This window comes from Acidimicrobiia bacterium (genome assembly GCA_041676705.1).
GTDB lineage: Bacteria > Actinomycetota > Acidimicrobiia > Acidimicrobiales > SKKL01 > Actinomarinicola.
Window position 1 is genome coordinate 299,074 of record JBAYRL010000002.1, and the last position, 16,664, is coordinate 315,737.

General features: G+C 55.2%; 20 protein-coding genes and 1 tRNA gene. All 21 read right to left on the bottom strand.

The features are described 5' to 3' along the window. Positions 1–21 precede the first annotated feature (21 nt). A complete protein-coding gene (gene lysS / locus WC184_04845; protein ID MFA7477206.1) occupies positions 22–1,479 on the bottom strand; it encodes a lysine--tRNA ligase in 1,458 nt (485 codons plus the stop codon). Further along, the gene (locus tag WC184_04850) at positions 1,480–2,280 is read right to left on the bottom strand and encodes a type III pantothenate kinase (protein MFA7477207.1); all 801 of its coding nucleotides are present in this window, start codon (positions 2,278–2,280) and stop codon (positions 1,480–1,482) included. Continuing rightward, positions 2,280–3,149 carry a carboxylating nicotinate-nucleotide diphosphorylase gene (nadC, locus tag WC184_04855; GenBank protein MFA7477208.1) on the bottom strand — a complete coding sequence of 290 codons (870 nt, stop codon included), beginning with the start codon at positions 3,147–3,149 and terminating at the stop codon, positions 2,280–2,282. The genes WC184_04850 and nadC overlap by 1 nt, the downstream gene beginning before the upstream one ends. Then, positions 3,146–4,990 (bottom strand): L-aspartate oxidase, encoded by a 1,845-nt coding sequence (nadB, locus tag WC184_04860; GenBank protein MFA7477209.1) that lies wholly within the window; start codon positions 4,988–4,990, stop codon positions 3,146–3,148. Before nadB ends, nadC begins: the two co-directional genes overlap by 4 nt. Then, a complete protein-coding gene (gene panC, locus WC184_04865) occupies positions 4,991–5,932 on the bottom strand; it encodes a pantoate--beta-alanine ligase (GenBank protein MFA7477210.1) in 942 nt (313 codons plus the stop codon). A 2-nt stretch (positions 5,933–5,934) separates the two neighbouring features. Next, the gene (locus WC184_04870) at positions 5,935–6,678 is read right to left on the bottom strand and encodes a DUF2520 domain-containing protein (protein ID MFA7477211.1); all 744 of its coding nucleotides are present in this window, start codon (positions 6,676–6,678) and stop codon (positions 5,935–5,937) included. A gap of 106 nt (positions 6,679–6,784) precedes the next feature. Continuing rightward, positions 6,785–7,828, bottom strand: a complete 1,044-nt coding sequence (locus WC184_04875) for a DNA-3-methyladenine glycosylase (protein MFA7477212.1) — start codon at positions 7,826–7,828, stop codon at positions 6,785–6,787. After that, a complete protein-coding gene (folK, locus tag WC184_04880) occupies positions 7,731–8,234 on the bottom strand; it encodes a 2-amino-4-hydroxy-6-hydroxymethyldihydropteridine diphosphokinase (GenBank protein MFA7477213.1) in 504 nt (167 codons plus the stop codon). Before folK ends, WC184_04875 begins: the two co-directional genes overlap by 98 nt. Positions 8,235–8,317: 83 nt before the next feature. Next, entirely contained in the window at positions 8,318–8,686 is a 369-nt protein-coding gene (gene folB, locus WC184_04885) for a dihydroneopterin aldolase (GenBank protein ID MFA7477214.1), read from the bottom strand. A 15-nt stretch (positions 8,687–8,701) separates the two neighbouring features. Then, positions 8,702–9,226 carry a hypothetical protein gene (locus WC184_04890; protein MFA7477215.1) on the bottom strand — a complete coding sequence of 175 codons (525 nt, stop codon included), beginning with the start codon at positions 9,224–9,226 and terminating at the stop codon, positions 8,702–8,704. Positions 9,227–9,268: 42 nt separating this feature from the next. After that, complete coding sequence (gene folP / locus WC184_04895; GenBank protein MFA7477216.1) at positions 9,269–10,240, bottom strand: dihydropteroate synthase; 972 nt, start codon at positions 10,238–10,240, stop codon at positions 9,269–9,271. Next, positions 10,237–10,902 carry an HAD hydrolase-like protein gene (locus tag WC184_04900; GenBank protein ID MFA7477217.1) on the bottom strand — a complete coding sequence of 222 codons (666 nt, stop codon included), beginning with the start codon at positions 10,900–10,902 and terminating at the stop codon, positions 10,237–10,239. Before WC184_04900 ends, folP begins: the two co-directional genes overlap by 4 nt. Positions 10,903–10,934: 32 nt before the next feature. After that, positions 10,935–11,504 carry a hypoxanthine phosphoribosyltransferase gene (hpt, locus tag WC184_04905; protein MFA7477218.1) on the bottom strand — a complete coding sequence of 190 codons (570 nt, stop codon included), beginning with the start codon at positions 11,502–11,504 and terminating at the stop codon, positions 10,935–10,937. Positions 11,505–11,522: 18 nt separating this feature from the next. Continuing rightward, positions 11,523–12,443, bottom strand: a complete 921-nt coding sequence (gene tilS / locus WC184_04910; protein ID MFA7477219.1) for a tRNA lysidine(34) synthetase TilS — start codon at positions 12,441–12,443, stop codon at positions 11,523–11,525. After that, positions 12,389–13,471 (bottom strand): zinc-dependent metalloprotease, encoded by a 1,083-nt coding sequence (locus WC184_04915; protein ID MFA7477220.1) that lies wholly within the window; start codon positions 13,469–13,471, stop codon positions 12,389–12,391. The genes tilS and WC184_04915 overlap by 55 nt, the downstream gene beginning before the upstream one ends. A 4-nt stretch (positions 13,472–13,475) precedes the next feature. Further along, positions 13,476–13,601 (bottom strand): hypothetical protein, encoded by a 126-nt coding sequence (locus tag WC184_04920; GenBank protein MFA7477221.1) that lies wholly within the window; start codon positions 13,599–13,601, stop codon positions 13,476–13,478. A 57-nt stretch (positions 13,602–13,658) separates the two neighbouring features. After that, complete coding sequence (gene rsrA / locus WC184_04925) at positions 13,659–13,904, bottom strand: mycothiol system anti-sigma-R factor (GenBank protein MFA7477222.1); 246 nt, start codon at positions 13,902–13,904, stop codon at positions 13,659–13,661. Further along, positions 13,901–14,536 (bottom strand): sigma-70 family RNA polymerase sigma factor, encoded by a 636-nt coding sequence (locus WC184_04930; GenBank protein MFA7477223.1) that lies wholly within the window; start codon positions 14,534–14,536, stop codon positions 13,901–13,903. Before WC184_04930 ends, rsrA begins: the two co-directional genes overlap by 4 nt. A gap of 159 nt (positions 14,537–14,695) precedes the next feature. After that, complete coding sequence (locus tag WC184_04935) at positions 14,696–15,148, bottom strand: ASCH domain protein (protein ID MFA7477224.1); 453 nt, start codon at positions 15,146–15,148, stop codon at positions 14,696–14,698. Beyond that, a complete protein-coding gene (locus tag WC184_04940; protein MFA7477225.1) occupies positions 15,121–16,158 on the bottom strand; it encodes a GNAT family N-acetyltransferase in 1,038 nt (345 codons plus the stop codon). Before WC184_04940 ends, WC184_04935 begins: the two co-directional genes overlap by 28 nt. A gap of 391 nt (positions 16,159–16,549) precedes the next feature. Then, a tRNA-Thr gene (locus WC184_04945) sits at positions 16,550–16,622 on the bottom strand. Between the last annotated feature and the right edge of the window lie 42 nt (positions 16,623–16,664).

A 16,664-nucleotide genomic window follows, 5' to 3' on the forward strand; every position in this document is an offset into this window, starting at 1 on the left:
CGGTTTACACCAGCTGAGTTTCTAGGTTTGTTCGGGCCTCAGAGTAGGAAACAGCACCACATCACGAATTGAGGGTGCGTTGGCCAACAGCATAACCAACCGGTCAATACCAATACCCAAACCACCCGTTGGAGGTAAGCCATATTCCAACGCTCTCAGATAGTCTTCATCGACCACCATGGCTTCCTCATCGCCAGCCTCTTTGGCCTCGGCCTGGGCCTCCATCCGCTGACGCTGATCGACTGGGTCAGTCAGTTCGGAAAACGCGTTTGCCAATTCGCGGCCGGCCACTACGGCTTCAAACCGTTCGGTATAACCCGGGCGATCTCGGTGCGTTCGAGCCAAGGGCGAGACCTCTTGGGGATAGTCAGTGACAAACACTGGATTCCAAACGTTGGGCTCTACGGTCTTTTCGTAGATTTCCTGGATTAGCTTCCCTGGACCATCGATTTTGTTCCATGGAATCTGGTATCGATCACAGACGCCTTGGAGTTCACTGAGCGGAGTTTGTATCGACACTTCAAGATCAGTGGCTTCGGCAATTAGTTCTTCCATAGTGGCTCGTCGCCAAGGCACCGACAGGTCGAGTTCACGCTCTCCATAGGAAATGGTGGTGCTGCCTCGAAGCTCGGTCGCCAAGTAAGCCACTAGCTCTTCGGTAAGAGCCATCATGTCGTTGTAATCGGCATAAGCCTGGTACAGCTCGAGCATGGTGAACTCGGGGTTGTGCCGGGTGGAGATACCTTCGTTACGAAAAACTCGACCAATCTCAAAAACCCGATCGAAACCGGCCACCACCAGGCGCTTCAAATACAGCTCGGGAGCAATGCGCAGATACAAATCTAGATCAAGCGCGTTGTGATGGGTGGTAAAGGGTGTGGCCGTAGCACCACCGGGAATGGGATGCAGCACCGGAGTTTCGACTTCTAAGAAACCACGATCTTCCAGAAACCGTCGGACTAACGAAACTGCTTTGGAACGCGTTAGGAACGTTTGGCGGGCTTCTTCAGTCACCCAAAGGTCTACGTAACGCTGGCGGTATCGGGTATCAACGTTTGTGATCCCGTGCCACTTATCGGGGAACGACCGATGCGCTTCCGCCAATCGCACCCATGAGGAAACTTTGACAGAAAGTTCCCCGCGGCGGGTGGTCATTACCTCACCGGTAATACCTAACCAATCACCTAAAGCCAGTCGGGTGAAAGCGTCAAAGTTTGGTGTGGCCGCCTGGGGGGCGAAGAGCTGGATCCGACCGGATTGATCGGCCAAGGTGCCAAAGGCCAACTTGCCTTGCACTCGTCGTAACATCAATCGACCCGCAATCGAGACCTGATGACCGGTTTCGCTTCCGGCTTCCAGGTTTGCGAAACGGCTAACCACCGCTTCAATCGAGGTCGATACTTCGAAGGTGTAAGGCTGTTGCAGTTCAGGAATATTCACATTTCGGTCCGCAGCAGGTTCAACGGTTTCTTCAGTCATTTAACGTGTGTTCTTGGCATGAACCAGGCGCAATCCGTGCAGCGTTATCCAAGGTTCGTTCAGTTCAATAGTGGCAGAGTATGGCGAGATCAGCGGACCTAAACCGCCGGTTGCGACGACCTTACATTTTCCAATTTCATCTTCGATGCGATTTACCAAGCCATCCACCATGCCCGCAAAGCCATATATGGCACCCGATTGCAGGGCTTCGGTAGTGGTTTTACCGATAACGCTTCGAGGCTCTACTAGCTCCACCGCCCGTAACGCCGCAGTGCGAGCAAAGAGAGCATCAAGTGAAATGTTAACGCCGGGGGCGATTACGCCACCTAGATATTCACCGTTAACCGAAATCACATCGCAGGTGGTGGCGGTTCCGAAATCGACAACGATTGTCGGCCCGCCGTACAGGTGCCAAGCGGCGATGGCATTGGCGATGCGGTCACCGCCCACTTCACGGGGATTGTCAGTAAGTACTGGTATTCCAGTTCGAACTCCGGGCTCCATCACCACCGGGGCAATAGTGAAATGACGTGCCGCCATCTCACGCAGTGAAGCGGTTACCCGAGGCACGCCCGAGGAAATGGCAATACCGCGAATCTCGTCGATCAAGTGGCGACGATGTAGTCCTAAAAACCCGCCAATCACCACCGCTAACTCATCAGAGGTGCGGTTCCGATCGGTAGTAATTCGCCAATTGTTCAACAAACCTTCACCAGCGGTGGTGGCATCTTCGGGCACCACCGAAGCGTCGTAAAGGCCAATCACGGTGTTCGAGTTGCCAACATCGACGGTCAGTAACATCAATCAACCTCGCTGTTGAGCGGCACAATATCTAATCCAATGTCGAGTACTGGCGCAGAGTGGGTTATGGCACCTACAGAAATGCAGTCTGCCCCTACTTCGCTGTAAGCACCAATGGTGTCTAGGTTCACCATGCCGCTAATTTCGATCAGACAATGGGGGTTAATTTGGCGGACAGCCTGCACTACTTGACGGGCTTCTTCCGCTTCGAAGTTGTCTAGCAACACAGCACTGGCACCAGCCGTGGTTGCTTCGATGGCTTGTTCCAGCCGATCGCACTCCACTTGCACAGTCTTGCCTGGCCACGCTGCTTTCGCCCGCCGAACGCCTTCAGTTATGCCAACGCCTACCAGGTGGTTGTCTTTAAGCATTACCCATTCTGAAAGATTGCCCCGATGGTTGACGCAACCACCGGCCCGCACAGCCGCTTTTTCAAGCGTTCGCAGACCAGGCGTTGTCTTGCGGGTATCCCAAACGGCTGTAGCCGGGTTGGCGGCTGCCCGGTAGCGGCCAGCCATCGTGGCTACGCCCGAAAGGTGTCCTAGAAAGTTGAGGGCGGTTCGTTCGGCGCTCAGCATTGATGACAGCGGTCCGCGAACTTCTCCCAGATTTGATCCTGGTTCAACCAAGCTCCCGTCGGGGGTATGCCAGACCAAGCTAAGGTTCGCGTCGACCTGACGGAAGGTCTCGGCCACGCATGACGCTCCGGCGATGTAGCCGTGTTGACGAGAAACAAAATACCCTGTGGCTTCAATCGTCGGGTCAAGCAGCATCGAAGTCACATCACCAATCGGGGTGAGATCTTCAGCTAAGGCTTGACGCACACGGTCACGCACTTCACCAATCGGAGGCTCAAACATAGGGTTCATTGGGTATCCAGCCTGCCTTGTGCAACCGGAGCGGGCCGAATTGAGCGCTGCAATATGCCAACATCACCAATAACTAAACGCTCTTGCCACTGTGTTGAGACGCTTGGAAAGTCGGTTCGTAGATGGCAGCCCCGAGATTCGCGACGAGCGGCTGCCGCTACGGCCAAAGCACTACCAGCCTCAAACAAGTTCAATAGCTCGATGTGGTGGGGAGTGAGTCTAGCTTCTCTAGGAAATTGTCCTGCTAGCTGGTTCACCCCAGAAATCACCTCAGCCAACGAAGCTGTATTGCGGGCCACCCCCGCTCCTTTGGTCATAAGGTTAGAGAATCGATGTCGAATCGAGGCCAACTCGTCTTGCTGCTCCGACGAGAGGTCGCCAACGCTCATGACATTGTTATGAACGACATCGACATCTTCTTGGCCGATGGGCGCCGCGGTGACCACAGGCTTCGCCAATGCGCTACGGGTGGCTACCACCCGAGTTGGGAATAGCTCTTCAGCTACGCCTAGCCATCGTGCCGCGACCCCAACGGTTGCGGTTGGGTCACCAAGTGGTGCCTTCGAACTGTCGTGTCGCACGGCTGCTGCCAATGAACGCATAGCGCCGGTGGCTTCAGGACCATCTTCACCACGGGCAATCGCTTCCACCGCCCGATGGCCAAAGACCATACCTTCCAACAGCGAATTGGAAGCCAAGCGGTTGGCGCCATGTACCCCGCTGGCAGCTGTTTCACCAGCCGCCCAAAGCCCACGAAGTGTGGTGGCACCATTTAGGTCAGTCACAATTCCACCGCAATGGTAATGAGCGGCCGGCGCGATAGGCAGTAGGTCTTTGGTGGGGTCAAGACCCACGTCGGCTAACGAGCGGTAGATGGATGGGAAGCGCGCCTCGAAGTTTTCTAGATGGCGGGCATCCAACAGGCAGTGGTCGACGCCTAAAGCCAACATTCGCTCGAGCATGGCGCGCGACACCTGGTCGCGCGGCAAAAGTTCATCTACAAAGCGCTCACCGTTGGTGTCTTTGATTAATGCGCCGTGCCCTCGCAAGGCTTCCGATAACAGCGGCCTTGGCATCGACGGATGATGCAGTGCGCTGGGGTGGAACTGCATAAATTCAACATCGGCCACCGCAACCCCTGCCCGCAACGCCATTGCGATGCCATCACCGGTGGCTTCAGCCGGGTTGGTGGTAACGGCAAAGAGCTGACCTGATCCGCCGGTAGCAATAAGTACATGACGTGCTCGTATCGCCATCACATCGGCGTTCGCTGGAGCGGTATGGCCGGGTTCCAGCGCGTTAGCACTAGCGGTAAGGGCACGCACGCCCACGCAGCGGTCGTCTTCAACAATCAGATCGACCACGAAGGTGTGCTCGTGAATCCGGGTGGCGGTGGCTCGCACGGCTTCCGCCAATGAGCGCTCAACTTCAGCACCGGTGGCGGCCCCGCCAGCATGGAAAATACGGGCCAGGGAATGGCCACCTTCACGTGCCAGCAAATATTCGCCATCTTCACCACGATCGAATATCGCACCGGCATTAATCAGCTCGGCGACGCGCCGTGGGCCATCTTCAACCAACACTCGTACCGCTTCCACGTCACACAATCCCGCTCCGGCGGCCAAAGTGTCGGCCAGGTGCAAATCGGTGGAATCAGCTTCGGTCGACATGACCGCAGCCACCCCGCCCTGAGCCCAACGGGTGTTGCTCTGGGTGATCTCGCCTTTGGTCAGCACCCCAACTGAAAGGTTGTGCACTTGTGCGGCGGCTAAGGCCGCGCTGAGACCCGCTACGCCACTACCAATGATCAACAAATCGAGCTCAGGTTTTGGTGAACTCACCTAGTTACCACCGCTGCTAAAACTGCTGGGTGGCGATCCATCGGTCTTTAGGGAATCAGCGGTGTAGAGATGAGGTTCTGATAGTGGAACCGCGGCCGAAATATTGTCTAGCAAACGAGGTTTACCCACCTGCGCGGCGATCAACAATCGAACGTTTTGGCCGCCATATGGGCTTAAGTCATGCACGGCTTCCAAGGTGTCGGGATCGGCCACCTGGGCATAGTCCAAGCTTGCTACGGGCTCCTTGGCCACCACGTCGGACATTAGCTGGCGGATAGCGTTGCCGTTGCGTTCACCAGACGCAATGGCTTTGGCACCCGTGTCGAGGGCCCGCTTAAGAACCGTTGCACTCTGTCGCTCAATCTCACTGAGATAGGCATTTCGACTGGAAAGTGCCAAACCGTCGGGTTCACGAATCGTTTCACAGCCGACAACTTCCACTGGAAACGAGAGGTCACTAACCATCCGCTTGACTACCGCTAGCTGCTGGAAATCCTTCTCGCCGAAATAAGCCCTAGTGGCACCAACAATGTTCAGAATCTTGGCGACCACCGTGGCCACGCCAGAAAAATGGGTCGGTCTGGTCGCGCCTTCCATTTCTTCTGACACCCCCGAAACGCTAACCGTGGTGACCACCGCTTGGGGATACATTTCGGTGACCTCAGGTACAAACAGGAAATCAACCCCGGCCCCAACTGCGAGCTGGCGGTCACGCTCAAGGTCTCTTGGATAACTGCTAAGATCTTCGCTGGGACCAAATTGCAGCGGGTTGACAAAAATGGTGGCCACCACCACATCACATTCCGAACGTGCTCGTGCCATTAACGAGATGTGTCCCTCATGCAAATAGCCCATGGTTGGCACCAAGCCAATGGTGGCACCACTGGCCCGCCTGGAATCGAGAACTTTGCGCAAGGCCGCAATCTGGGTGATTTCTTCCATCATCAGGCCTCAAGACCGGGTGTTGCGTGTCCAGCCAGCTTTTGGGCGGCTTCCGATAAAGCTAGATACAAGGGCCGTTCAGCTTCTGGCATGGCTGCTAGATGGCGGGCAATAGTTGCCATATCACCCCGGGCCGCGGGACCGGTTAAGGCAGCTTTCGGACCAATTTGTTCCACGTTGTCTACGCTCATTCGCACCAATTCAAGATAGGCCTCAAGGGGCACTCCAGCCTGTTCTCCCAGCCGTTCAACCTGGGCCAATAGCGCCACCAGGTGGTTTGAAGCAACCGCTGCGGCGGCGTGATACACCGCACGGTTTTCATCAGCCACCGGAATAGGTTGGCCATGCAACGTTTGCACCACCTCTTCTATCAGGCGAGTTGCTCCGGGGGTGTTGGCAGCTATTGAGTACCAAGCACCCAAAAGACGTTGGGCACCGACCTCGGCGTTGGGAATAGTGACTAGAGGATGCAAGACAGCTTTGTGGGCATGAGCACCTAAAACGTCAAGACCTAAAGATCCGGCCAGATGTGCCACTACCGTTCCCGGAGCAGGCAAAATAGCGTTAGCGACATTGGCGATAGCGTCATCGGGGGTAGCGATTACTAACAGGTCAGGGCCAATCGCCATATGGGTCAGCTCGTCGTCACGGCCCACAAAATCTTCAAGCTCCCAGCCTGCTGCCACCAGTGCAATTGCTAGCGCTCGACCCGCACGTCCCGGACCGATGATGCGCACGTTTGGCACGTTAACCTCCACTTTGGCCTTGGCAATGCCACATATGTTGAGGTTAATCGCGCCGTATCTCAACCGACCCAATAACGAGGAAGGATAGAGCTAAAACGGTAGTTAGTTAAGGCTGTGAATTGTGATGCCAAAGCAACATGGCCGCCAATGAACGCCACGGGCGCCAAGCTTCGGAACGCGCTTCGAGCTGGCGCGTGTTTGGCACATTCGACACGCCGTCATCCCCGGTAGTGGCCAAGGCCTTTCGTAAGCCGAGATCAGCAGCCGGGAAAGCATCGTGATGACCAAGGCGCATGGCAATGTAGTGCGCTGTCCACGGGCCCAAACCCTTGATGGCACAAATTGAGCTGATTAGCTCATCAAGCGGCACCGCTTTGTCGAGCACAACTTGGCCTTCCGCCACGGCGTTGGCAAAGCCTCGGATGGCGTTGACGCGTGCCTGGGGCATACCGATGGCATCTAAGTTCGCTTCGGCAACGGTGGCTGGCGTGGGAAACAGATATTGCGGACAGTCGGCCCCCAGCGTGTCGACGCAATCGCCGACTCTGTCCATCCGAGTACCAAGTCGTTCTACAAAACGCGCTGCAATGGTGCTGGCCCCCGCCACACTGACTTGTTGACCCATAATCGTGCGGACTCCGGTCTCGAAGGGATCCCAGGTTCCGGCCACCCTCAAACCTGAATGCACAGCTACGATCGGTGCCAAAAATTGATCGCTACCGAGCAGCTGATGGGCCTCTACTATCGGTTGGTCTAAGCCAAAGATGGCCCGAACCCGCGCCTCAATAGCTTCGCTCGGTTGGCTTTGGTTGAAACTACTGCTCCACTCCAGGCGACCATCAGACAACGCTTGAATCTCAATGATGCCCATTTGGCCATCAACTCGAACGCTGCGCCGGTAGGTACTGTTCTCCAAGTCGACCTGTTCAACTCCACCGATGGCGCGTCGGGAAAAATATTTGAACATGGTGACCATGTTCAAGGGTCCTTCATAGGGCAATGGCTGGGGCTGCCCTATGTGGGGTTCGCGACCAGAATTACCCTTGGCTTGGCTATTGCGAGTTACCGGGTTCTGGTTCTGGTTCTGGTTCTGGTGAGGCATGGTTGAACAAGTCTCCGTGTGGCACCACCTCGTCGTCAGGATCAACATCCCAAGCAAGATCTGCCAAGTCTGGGGCTAACTCTAAGAGCGGCACCTGAACAAACCTCCGCAGCAACATACGCGGATGCGGTACCACTAAATCGATCTCGTTTACCTCAACCCCATCAATCCAAAGCACATCCACGTCTAAGGTGCGAGGACCAAAGCGCTCCTTGCGCACCCGCTGCGCCGCTTCTTCTAGCAAGCCACACAGGCCAAGGAGTTCACGAGGCGACCAGTTCGTCTCTAACTGAACCACCAAATTGAGATAGGCCCCTTGGTTTTCAGGGCCACCAACCGGTTCTGTTTCATAAACCCTCGATACCGCCGTCAGCTCGTCGATGGATTGAACAGCCTGGCGTAGATAAGCCTGACGATCACCTAAGTTGGAACCTAGACCCAAAAATGCTCGCACCAATCCCCCAACATTTGTTGTTGTCTCAGCTAAAGAAGCTGCTTAACCAGCATTTTTCGAGGCTAGCTGGCGTGTGGGTATAACTAACTTCGTGTTCGTGTAATGCGCACCGATGAAGTCTCGAGAGCAAAGGGCACCGGGGGACGAAGCTTCTTCACCGTCACCGTGACCGTGCTAACCCTTTGGTCTTCAAGGACCCTCTCGGTAATTACTTCAGCCATTCGTTCAATCAGCACAAAACGGTGGCGGGTAATGATTCCCACTACGGCTTCACCCAAAGTGCCGTAGTCGATGGTGTCTTCCAAACGATCACTGGCACCGGCGGCCGGTAGATCGGCTTCGACCACCAAATCGACCTCGAATGGTTGAGGACGCTCTTGCTCTTCTGGCAAGGCCCCACAAAAACCCACAGCCCGAAGGCCACTAAGTATTATTTGGTCGGAAGCGCTCACGAATGGTTAGCGCAGCTACTGAGGCTGCGGTGCCGGGATTTCGAGGCCATCGGCGGAAGACACAATTTCTCGCCCATAGGGGCCAAGTTTGCGCGACACCAGTTGCTCGACTGCCGTGATGGTCGAAGGGCCATCGGGTAGCAGCCCGCACCACAGCAAATATCCGGCCACGATGCCACAAACCTTGTCACCCAGGTCTTCTGAGTGCACCAAAACTTTGCCAGCACCGGAAAGAAAATTGTGAAGCTGCGGGTACAGCGCCCTCATGATTTTGGCCGGATCATCGGTGTTGTGCATGGGGCAGTGCGCCCAGTGCAAGCCCAGCTCTTCGTAGTTGTGCAGGTTATGTGACCCAGGTATGAGCGACACTACCTTGGTGAAGCCCTGCTCACGTAGCCAAATAATTTCTTCCTGGCGACGTACCTTGCGGTGGTCAGTTCCGTAACCACCAGGGCGTTCCGCCACCGCCAACTTGTTTTTGATGATCCACGAAAAATGACGCGGGGCGATTCCTTGTGCCCACTTGCCTTTAGCAGCCATAACTCAAACCTACTCCGTCACTCTCAGGTTTTTCTCTTCGAGTTAGTGCTCGTTGATAGACCCTGCAACTACTGACACCGCCTCAACGCTAGCGCTTACATCGTGCACTCGTACCATTGAAGCTCCAGATGCCAGAGCCCAGGTTACGGTGGCGATCGAGCCTTCTAGCCTTTCAGCAACGTTCACCAAATCAACCGGTAAATCATCATTACCGACCGAAGAAACCCTATCGTCTAAATTGCCAGACACACCCGCAGTTTTGGTGCTTTCAGGGCGAGCGGCGCGGGCTCTGGCCGCACCGGCCGCGTCTGATTCCGCTAACAGCTGACCCAAGAAGCGTTTTCGGCTGGTACCAACCAGAACTGGCCAGCCAAGGCTGCATAAGGCATCAAGGTTGGCCAATAGCTTCACGTTTTGTAAACCGGTCTTGGCAAAACCGATACCTGGGTCCACCCAAATTTCCTCAACGCCTAAACGCTCAGCTTCTTCAGCTTTCAACCGCAAAAATTCACAGACTTCACCAACCACGTCTTCGTAATCGACCAGGCTCTGCATGGTGGCTGGTGTGCCACGGCTGTGCATGGCTACCCAGCCGACCCCCAGTCGGGCGGCTACGGGCGCCAGCGATGCTGAAACGTCGTTAATCAAGGTGGCGCCGGCGGCCACGGCCGCTTCGGCAACCGTTGGTTTAACGGTGTCAATAGAAACCCGGATATGAGGTGCCAACGCCGCCACCACCGGGATAGCTCGGGCCAGTTCGGTGGCCTCATCAATTGGAGAAGCCCCCGGACGGGTAGATTCAGCACCCACGTCGATAATTTGAGCACCTTCATCGATCAGATCGCGCCCATGCGCGATCGCCGCGTTCACATCTAGAAACTGGCCACCGTCCGAGAACGAATCGGGGGTCACATTCACAACGCCCATAACCAGTGGTGGCTGCGGGGCAGGCTTAAAGGCCACCGGGTTGGTTCGGCCATTAAAGCCGGGGTTAAGCGGGTTGGGGCTGCTCATGATTTGGGGTTCGTAACCCCAAAAATATCCAGAAGCTCTTCCGGTTTCGCCACAATGTGATGAGCACCGGCACCGCTTAGCTCGGCTTCGTCACCAAAACCCCATTCCACACCAACGCCAGTCAAACTATGGGCGTGGGCGGCCTTCATATCGTGGTAGCGGTCGCCAATCATGGCCGAGCCGTGGCGGCTAAACGGTTCTACCTGCTGCACCGCTCGCGCCAAGGTTTCAACCTTGCCTTCTTCATCGTCTTGCAACGGACCAAACACCGCTTCGAAAAACACGTTGTAACCCAGTGCTTCTAAAATGGGTGGCACTAAAGCTTGGGTTTTTGAGGTACAGATTACTAAGCGCTCCACCTCCGCTAAGGCCTCAAGCGTTTCGCGCATTCCCGGGTAAGAAATGGCTTGCTCCACTGAAATAACGCTGTAGAAAGACCGATACTGCTCGATCATCTCCTCGATGGTTTCTTGGTCACGTCCGTATTCACGCGCTAGAGCGGTAAAACTGACCCGAATCGGGGGCCCGATATACCGCGGCAGCTCAGCGTCGGTGACCTCGGGTAAACCAAGGGGCACAAAGGTGGCGTTCAGCGACTCGCGGATAGGCAGCGTTGAATCGACCAGACAACCGTCAAGATCGAAGAAAAGTATGCGTGTCATAGGTTTTTCCGCTTCGATCACCTAGTAAACACCTATGAGATTGCGCCGGTAGCTTCGCCCTGGTCAGGGCCCAAATAGGTTGCAATGTAGGGAAGGTTTCGGAAACGCTCGTCAACATCAAGGCCGTAGCCGATTACGAACTCATCAGAAACCTTAAAACCGACGAAACGTAGGTCGAGAGCTTGAATATCGGCGGTTTCTCGCACCAACAGCGAACAGACTTCCAAGCTGGCGGGGTTACGCGCCATTAGGTTCTTGCGAAGGTAGCCAAGTGTCAACCCGCTGTCGATAATGTCTTCCACCAAAATCACATGACGACCAGTGAGGTCTTGGTCGAGATCTTTAACGATGCGGACCACGCCACTGGAACGCGTGGAACTGCCGTAGGAAGACACCGCCATGAAGTCGAAGTCGACCGGTAGTTTAATGGCTCGGGCCAAGTCGCCCATGAACACAAAAGCGCCCTTTAGGACTCCAACTAGCAATGGTGCCTCGTTGGGGTAAGCAGCCGTAATTTCTGCCCCCAGTTCAGAGATTCGCGCGGCTAAACGTTCGGCGGAGACAAGAGTTTCGCCAATTTCTGGCCCAAAGTCAGCTGACACGGTAGCCCACCCTAGCCTTTAGCCTTGGGGCCCGACTAGGTGAAGACGTTGACGATGCCGAACCACTCGCCATCCCCCCACTATTTCGGTGCCCTTCACCTCGCCGTTCGCCACCGACAAAATGCGTTCGACCGTTGCCTGGGAAGGCGGGTGAGCCAAATGAGCGGTGGCAATGACCCAACGCCTAACAGCGATTCGAGCCAAAGCTTTCGGCGCTGCCGATAGGGCTTTAGCATCGGTTGGGTCAATCTCACTGGCGGCTTGGGCCAGATATTCACTCACCTCACGCAAAAGCGCGCTTTGGCGAGCCATGATCGGTACCACGTCACGTTCGGCGATGTCATTTAGCAACGGCAAAACCTCGTGTCGAACTCGATTCCGCCGAAATAGCCCGGTGGCGTTAGTAGGGTCATTTACCACCTCAATACCGAGAGTTTCACATAGCTGTTCGGTCTGGTAGCGGCGCAAAGCCAAGATTGGCCGACGCTCAGGCGCAATTCCGGCCAATCCATCAACGCCAGCACCACGCATCAGGTTCAACAGCATTGTTTCGGCTTGGTCATCAGCGGTATGGCCCGTCAGTACATCTTCGGGAAGCACCGCGTAGCGTGCCATGCGAGCCCGGGCTTCCAAGTTTGGGCCCTCAGGAACATCTACTCGTAACGCACTAAATTGCGCGCCGAAGCGTTCAGCCACCGTAGCCACCATCTGGGCTTCTAAGTGCGAACCCTTCCGCAAAGCGTGGTCAACATGGTAGGCGTGAGCACTACAGCCTGCCGCCACGGCCAGCACCAACAGTGTCATCGAGTCGGCACCGCCCGAGACCGCCAGGTTCACTTCCGTTCCGGTAGGCGGGAAGGTGCAGTTTGGTAATAGCTGCTGAACTAAACCGAGATGCTCTGGGGCAATAACCCGCTGGGGGAAACCCGGTCGATCCATAGATGGGGCTCGCGTATTTCGCCGATGGTGGGTAGGTTGGCTGAAGTTTGCCAAACCCGATTGAACAGATTGTGGCCGCCACTCGCTTCGACTGCTTCGATGAACGCTTCGCCTTGTTGATACTGATTCATCTTGGCTTCAAGGCCAATTAACCGCTGCATCCAAGCTCCGGCACCACCTCGTGATCGACGGGCGTGCAACACGGCGCCAAAGCGCCCGGCGCTTGGTATTAGCGAGGTGCCTGCTCGGTCCATTGTCACGTCGCCATGGCCTTCTAACAGGCTCATCAGCCCAGCAATTTCATCTAGAACATTACGTTGCTGCTTGCTAGCGATCAGGTGAGGTAGACCACCTTCTGCCAACGGGTTCTTCCGGTTCTGTAGGTCGTCGACCACGCGCTTTAGAGCTTCGATGAACCTTTTGGGATCAGGCTCTACCGAATCAATAACCTGGCGCACCAGCGAGAGGAAATGAGGCCGCATCCACTCCACCCCGGTGAACTGGGCCCGATGCGTCACCTCGTGTAATGCAATCCATAGACGAAACTCGCGAGGCGGAAAAGCGCATTTCTTTTCTAGCGCCAACACGTTGGGACCGACGTAGTAGACCATGTCTTGATCTTCGGGATCCTCGTCTTCCACCACCAATAGGTCGTACTGCCCTAAGACCCGCGTCGACATCCAGCCAAGTAGAAAACCTACTTCTAAAGCAGTGAAGCGTTTAGCTATCGGGGCCAGTGGACCACTTGCCAAACCAGGGTCAAGCTTGTCAGTTAGGGGCCGCAATAGCCGCTGGAACGAGCGAATGTTGGCATTCACCCAGTCGGGTCGATCTACCACTTGTGCCCGCGCTTCGCCGCTTAGCGCACGAAGGCCCGTAGTCTGCGCCACCAGCTCTTCCGCTTGAGCCGTGAACTCGCTGAAATCAGAGGGCAAGGACTGATAGTGGTACGAACGCGCGAAAGGGTCGTTGCCAGCTACCTTGTTGGCAACTTTGGCAGCCAGCGCCCAGTCGACCAGATTACTCACTGAATTATTTTGGGTAACGGGGGCGACTTACCTTGGTGAGGTAACCAGCAATGGTCGCGATGACCAAAAGGATTGCTGGAATAAAGATGGCCACACCGATCCAGTAATGCCACACGACTGCGAGACTCATAGTTCTAAGTGTATGGGCAAAGACGAGTCGAACTCATATTGCAGGGCCGAAAGAGCCTCACTGATTATCGACGGGCTCGATTCCAATAGAGCGCGCGATTCGGTCGCGAAGCGCTTCAGGGACCTCTTGATGACAGCATTTCGCCACCACTCGGCGCAGGTCAGCCTCAAAATCAAACCGGTCTAGGCATGGCCCACAGTCGTCGAGATGTTCGGTGATAGCAACTCGCTTTTCGGGCGTTAGTTCACCGTCTAGAAACGTATAAAGATGAGCAATCGAGTCGGTGCAGTTGGTCTCGGTCATCGTGGTACTCCTGAAGAACAGCTGGCATCGTCACCAGTTGTGGAAGCATCAGCCGCGGATTCTTCGGTCGGGGCTTCGGTAAGTCCTCGGGCCAATGCAAAATCGTACAACCGCTTCTGCAGCCCTTTTCTTCCCCGGTGCAGGCGACTCATCACCGTGCCAGTGGGAATATCAAGCATTTCAGCGATCTCTTTGTACGAAAAACCTTCGACATCGGCGAGCAGGACCGGGATACGAAAATTCTCGGGCAACGCCTCAAGTGCCTCACGAACTTCCGATTCCGTGACGAGGTCCATGAGCTCATCTTCGGCGCTTCGACCGTGCCGGGCGGCTTCAAGCCCGCCGATGAGCTGATACAGCATGTAGTCTTCACCTTCATCAAGGGTTTGTTCATCGGGCCGATTCGAACGAGCGCGATAAATATTGATGTAGGTGTTGGTAAGAATGCGGTAGAGCCAAGCACGTAGGTTGGTGCCCTCTTCGAAACCACCAAAACCCCGGTAGGCCTTCAGATAGGTTTCTTGCACCAAATCTTCGGCGTCAGAGGGGTTGCGAGTCATCCGCAAGGCAGCGCTATATAGCGCCCCCATGTACTCCATAGCTTGCGCCGCGAAGGTTGCTTGGTCTGCCACGTGGCCAGCCTAGCGAATTGGCTCTTCGGTGCCCGTTCTACAACCGACAATTAGAGCGTCGAGTTTGGCTGCGTAGTCTTGTTTTCAGCAGCTTCACCATATGTAAACGAGCCAGTGGTGACTCGAATAATAGGTCGGTGGGGTCCACGGTGTTGTTGATCAGGGCGAAACCGGTAGAAGTTCACTGTCATCGGAAGCGAAGACCCAACTGATTACATCTGCGTCGAGATATTGAAAACTCTGCGGGGCCCGCCGCACGCCAGGAATCTCGTCGAGTGAAATTGCTGGATCAAGTCGACGCACGTCACCCACCTTGATGGCGAATGCTGTTGCTGCCCCTGCAAAATAATCTTGAAACTCCTTACGGCTAATTCCCGTGACGGCTCCGTGGCTATCCCAGAGCTTTGTTTTACTGTTCGCCTCAATACCTTCGATTTGAAACCAGCCGACAACGGCCTTTATCGGAGTAGTGGCATAAATCAGAACGTGCGTCACGTCGCTTGCAAGAGTTCGCCGGCGGAGTTCGACGAGCTTCTTGCCCTTCAAGATCGCTTCGGCGTGACGAGGGTGGATTGAAAGTAAGGCTACACGTCCAGGCGCTCGGTTAGCCATTGCAGTCCTTCCGGGTTGATGCCGATAGTCGTCTGTGGGGCACTGTTAATCAGCTTAGCTGCGATCAGCTCGGCCAGAGGGATAGGCGGATCGACAAAACGGTCCTGTCTGAAGAGGAACACCAGGACCGGACCATGACGGACCATGGCATCTACTTCCTCGGACGAATAGACGGTGCGACTTCCAACAAACTTGATGTAACGTCGCTCACCTTCGTAGTCATCGTGATGCTGAAACCCAAACAACTCAAGTAGAGCTATCAGCTCTTCTTGCTTTGGAAAGACTGTGAGCCAAAGGACGTCAAACTTTCGAGCTGTTGACACAAATAGAATTTTTAGGAGTAACTCTCCGTACCGGCTTCCCTTAAATTCCTCGGCCACCTTAAACGTCGAGACCTTTGCCGGTCTTTGTCCTATCCCAATTTCGGCATCAAGCCCCTTAAAGATACAAAGCCCTGCGATCTTTTTGTCTGGACCATCTATGACGAAGGCTTCCCGTCCCTCGCGGGAGATATTCCTATACCAGGCCTCAAAGTCTCGGTAATCAGATTTCAGGGAATCAAAGAAGGGGTCGCCAAGGTCGAGTGCATGAAGCGGACGCTGATCGACACTCGGAACAAACCCCGCGGTTTCCGAATCGATTCGCTGCAGAGTTGCAACAGCATCCTCAATGAAGTGAACCCTGTCTTCGACACCCAGCCGACGAGCTTTTCGGTGAATAGCACTGTCCTGGGTCACTAGCCAATGTACAGCATCACCGACGACGCACGCGAGAAGCTCATGGTCAAACCAATCGTGGCTGCCCTCTGGCGGTGACCCCAGTGTTTCGATGATCAGGTCTTGTATCGGTGGGGGTCGGTCGAGCGTCGCGTAACGTTTACGGAGCATCTTGCGGAGCTCTCGCCGCTCATCATCCGAGTCATTAGCGATCTCATCCGATACTGAGGGGTGAACAAGTAACTGATGACGGCCTGAGGCTTGACGAGCCAGTGCAAGGCTTGACCTGGTCATAATTTCAACTTCGCGAGAACGGGTTGGCTCACTGCTGATCAGAACATTCGTATCAGTTAAGATACGTATATGTTCCCCCGCCCCTTTACATTAGATATGCGCCCCCATAGTACTCAAACATCACATATGGGCAATATTGAGTCACCACGTCAAAAGGTCAGAACGTGAGAATTAGGGCTACCGCCAGACATCCAATCGACGCGACCAACAGACTCACGTTCAGAGGTATAGTCAACGTGAATGTTAGAATGGCTCTAAAATGGTCGGCGGGACTTACGTCCACTGTCTACCCGGAGAGGGCCGCTCTAAGAGCCGTTCTCTCCTGTTGCGCCGAAGGCCCTCTAGCAGCACGAAACTGCGAAAGCTACGCAATCGACGACCGCATAGTTAGAGCCCGAGAGGAGAATCGAACTCCTGACCTTCTCATTACGAGTGAGATGCTCTGCCGACTGAGCTACCCGGGCACGGCCCAAGATTGTACTTCAAACCCTCCCGAACATACACTT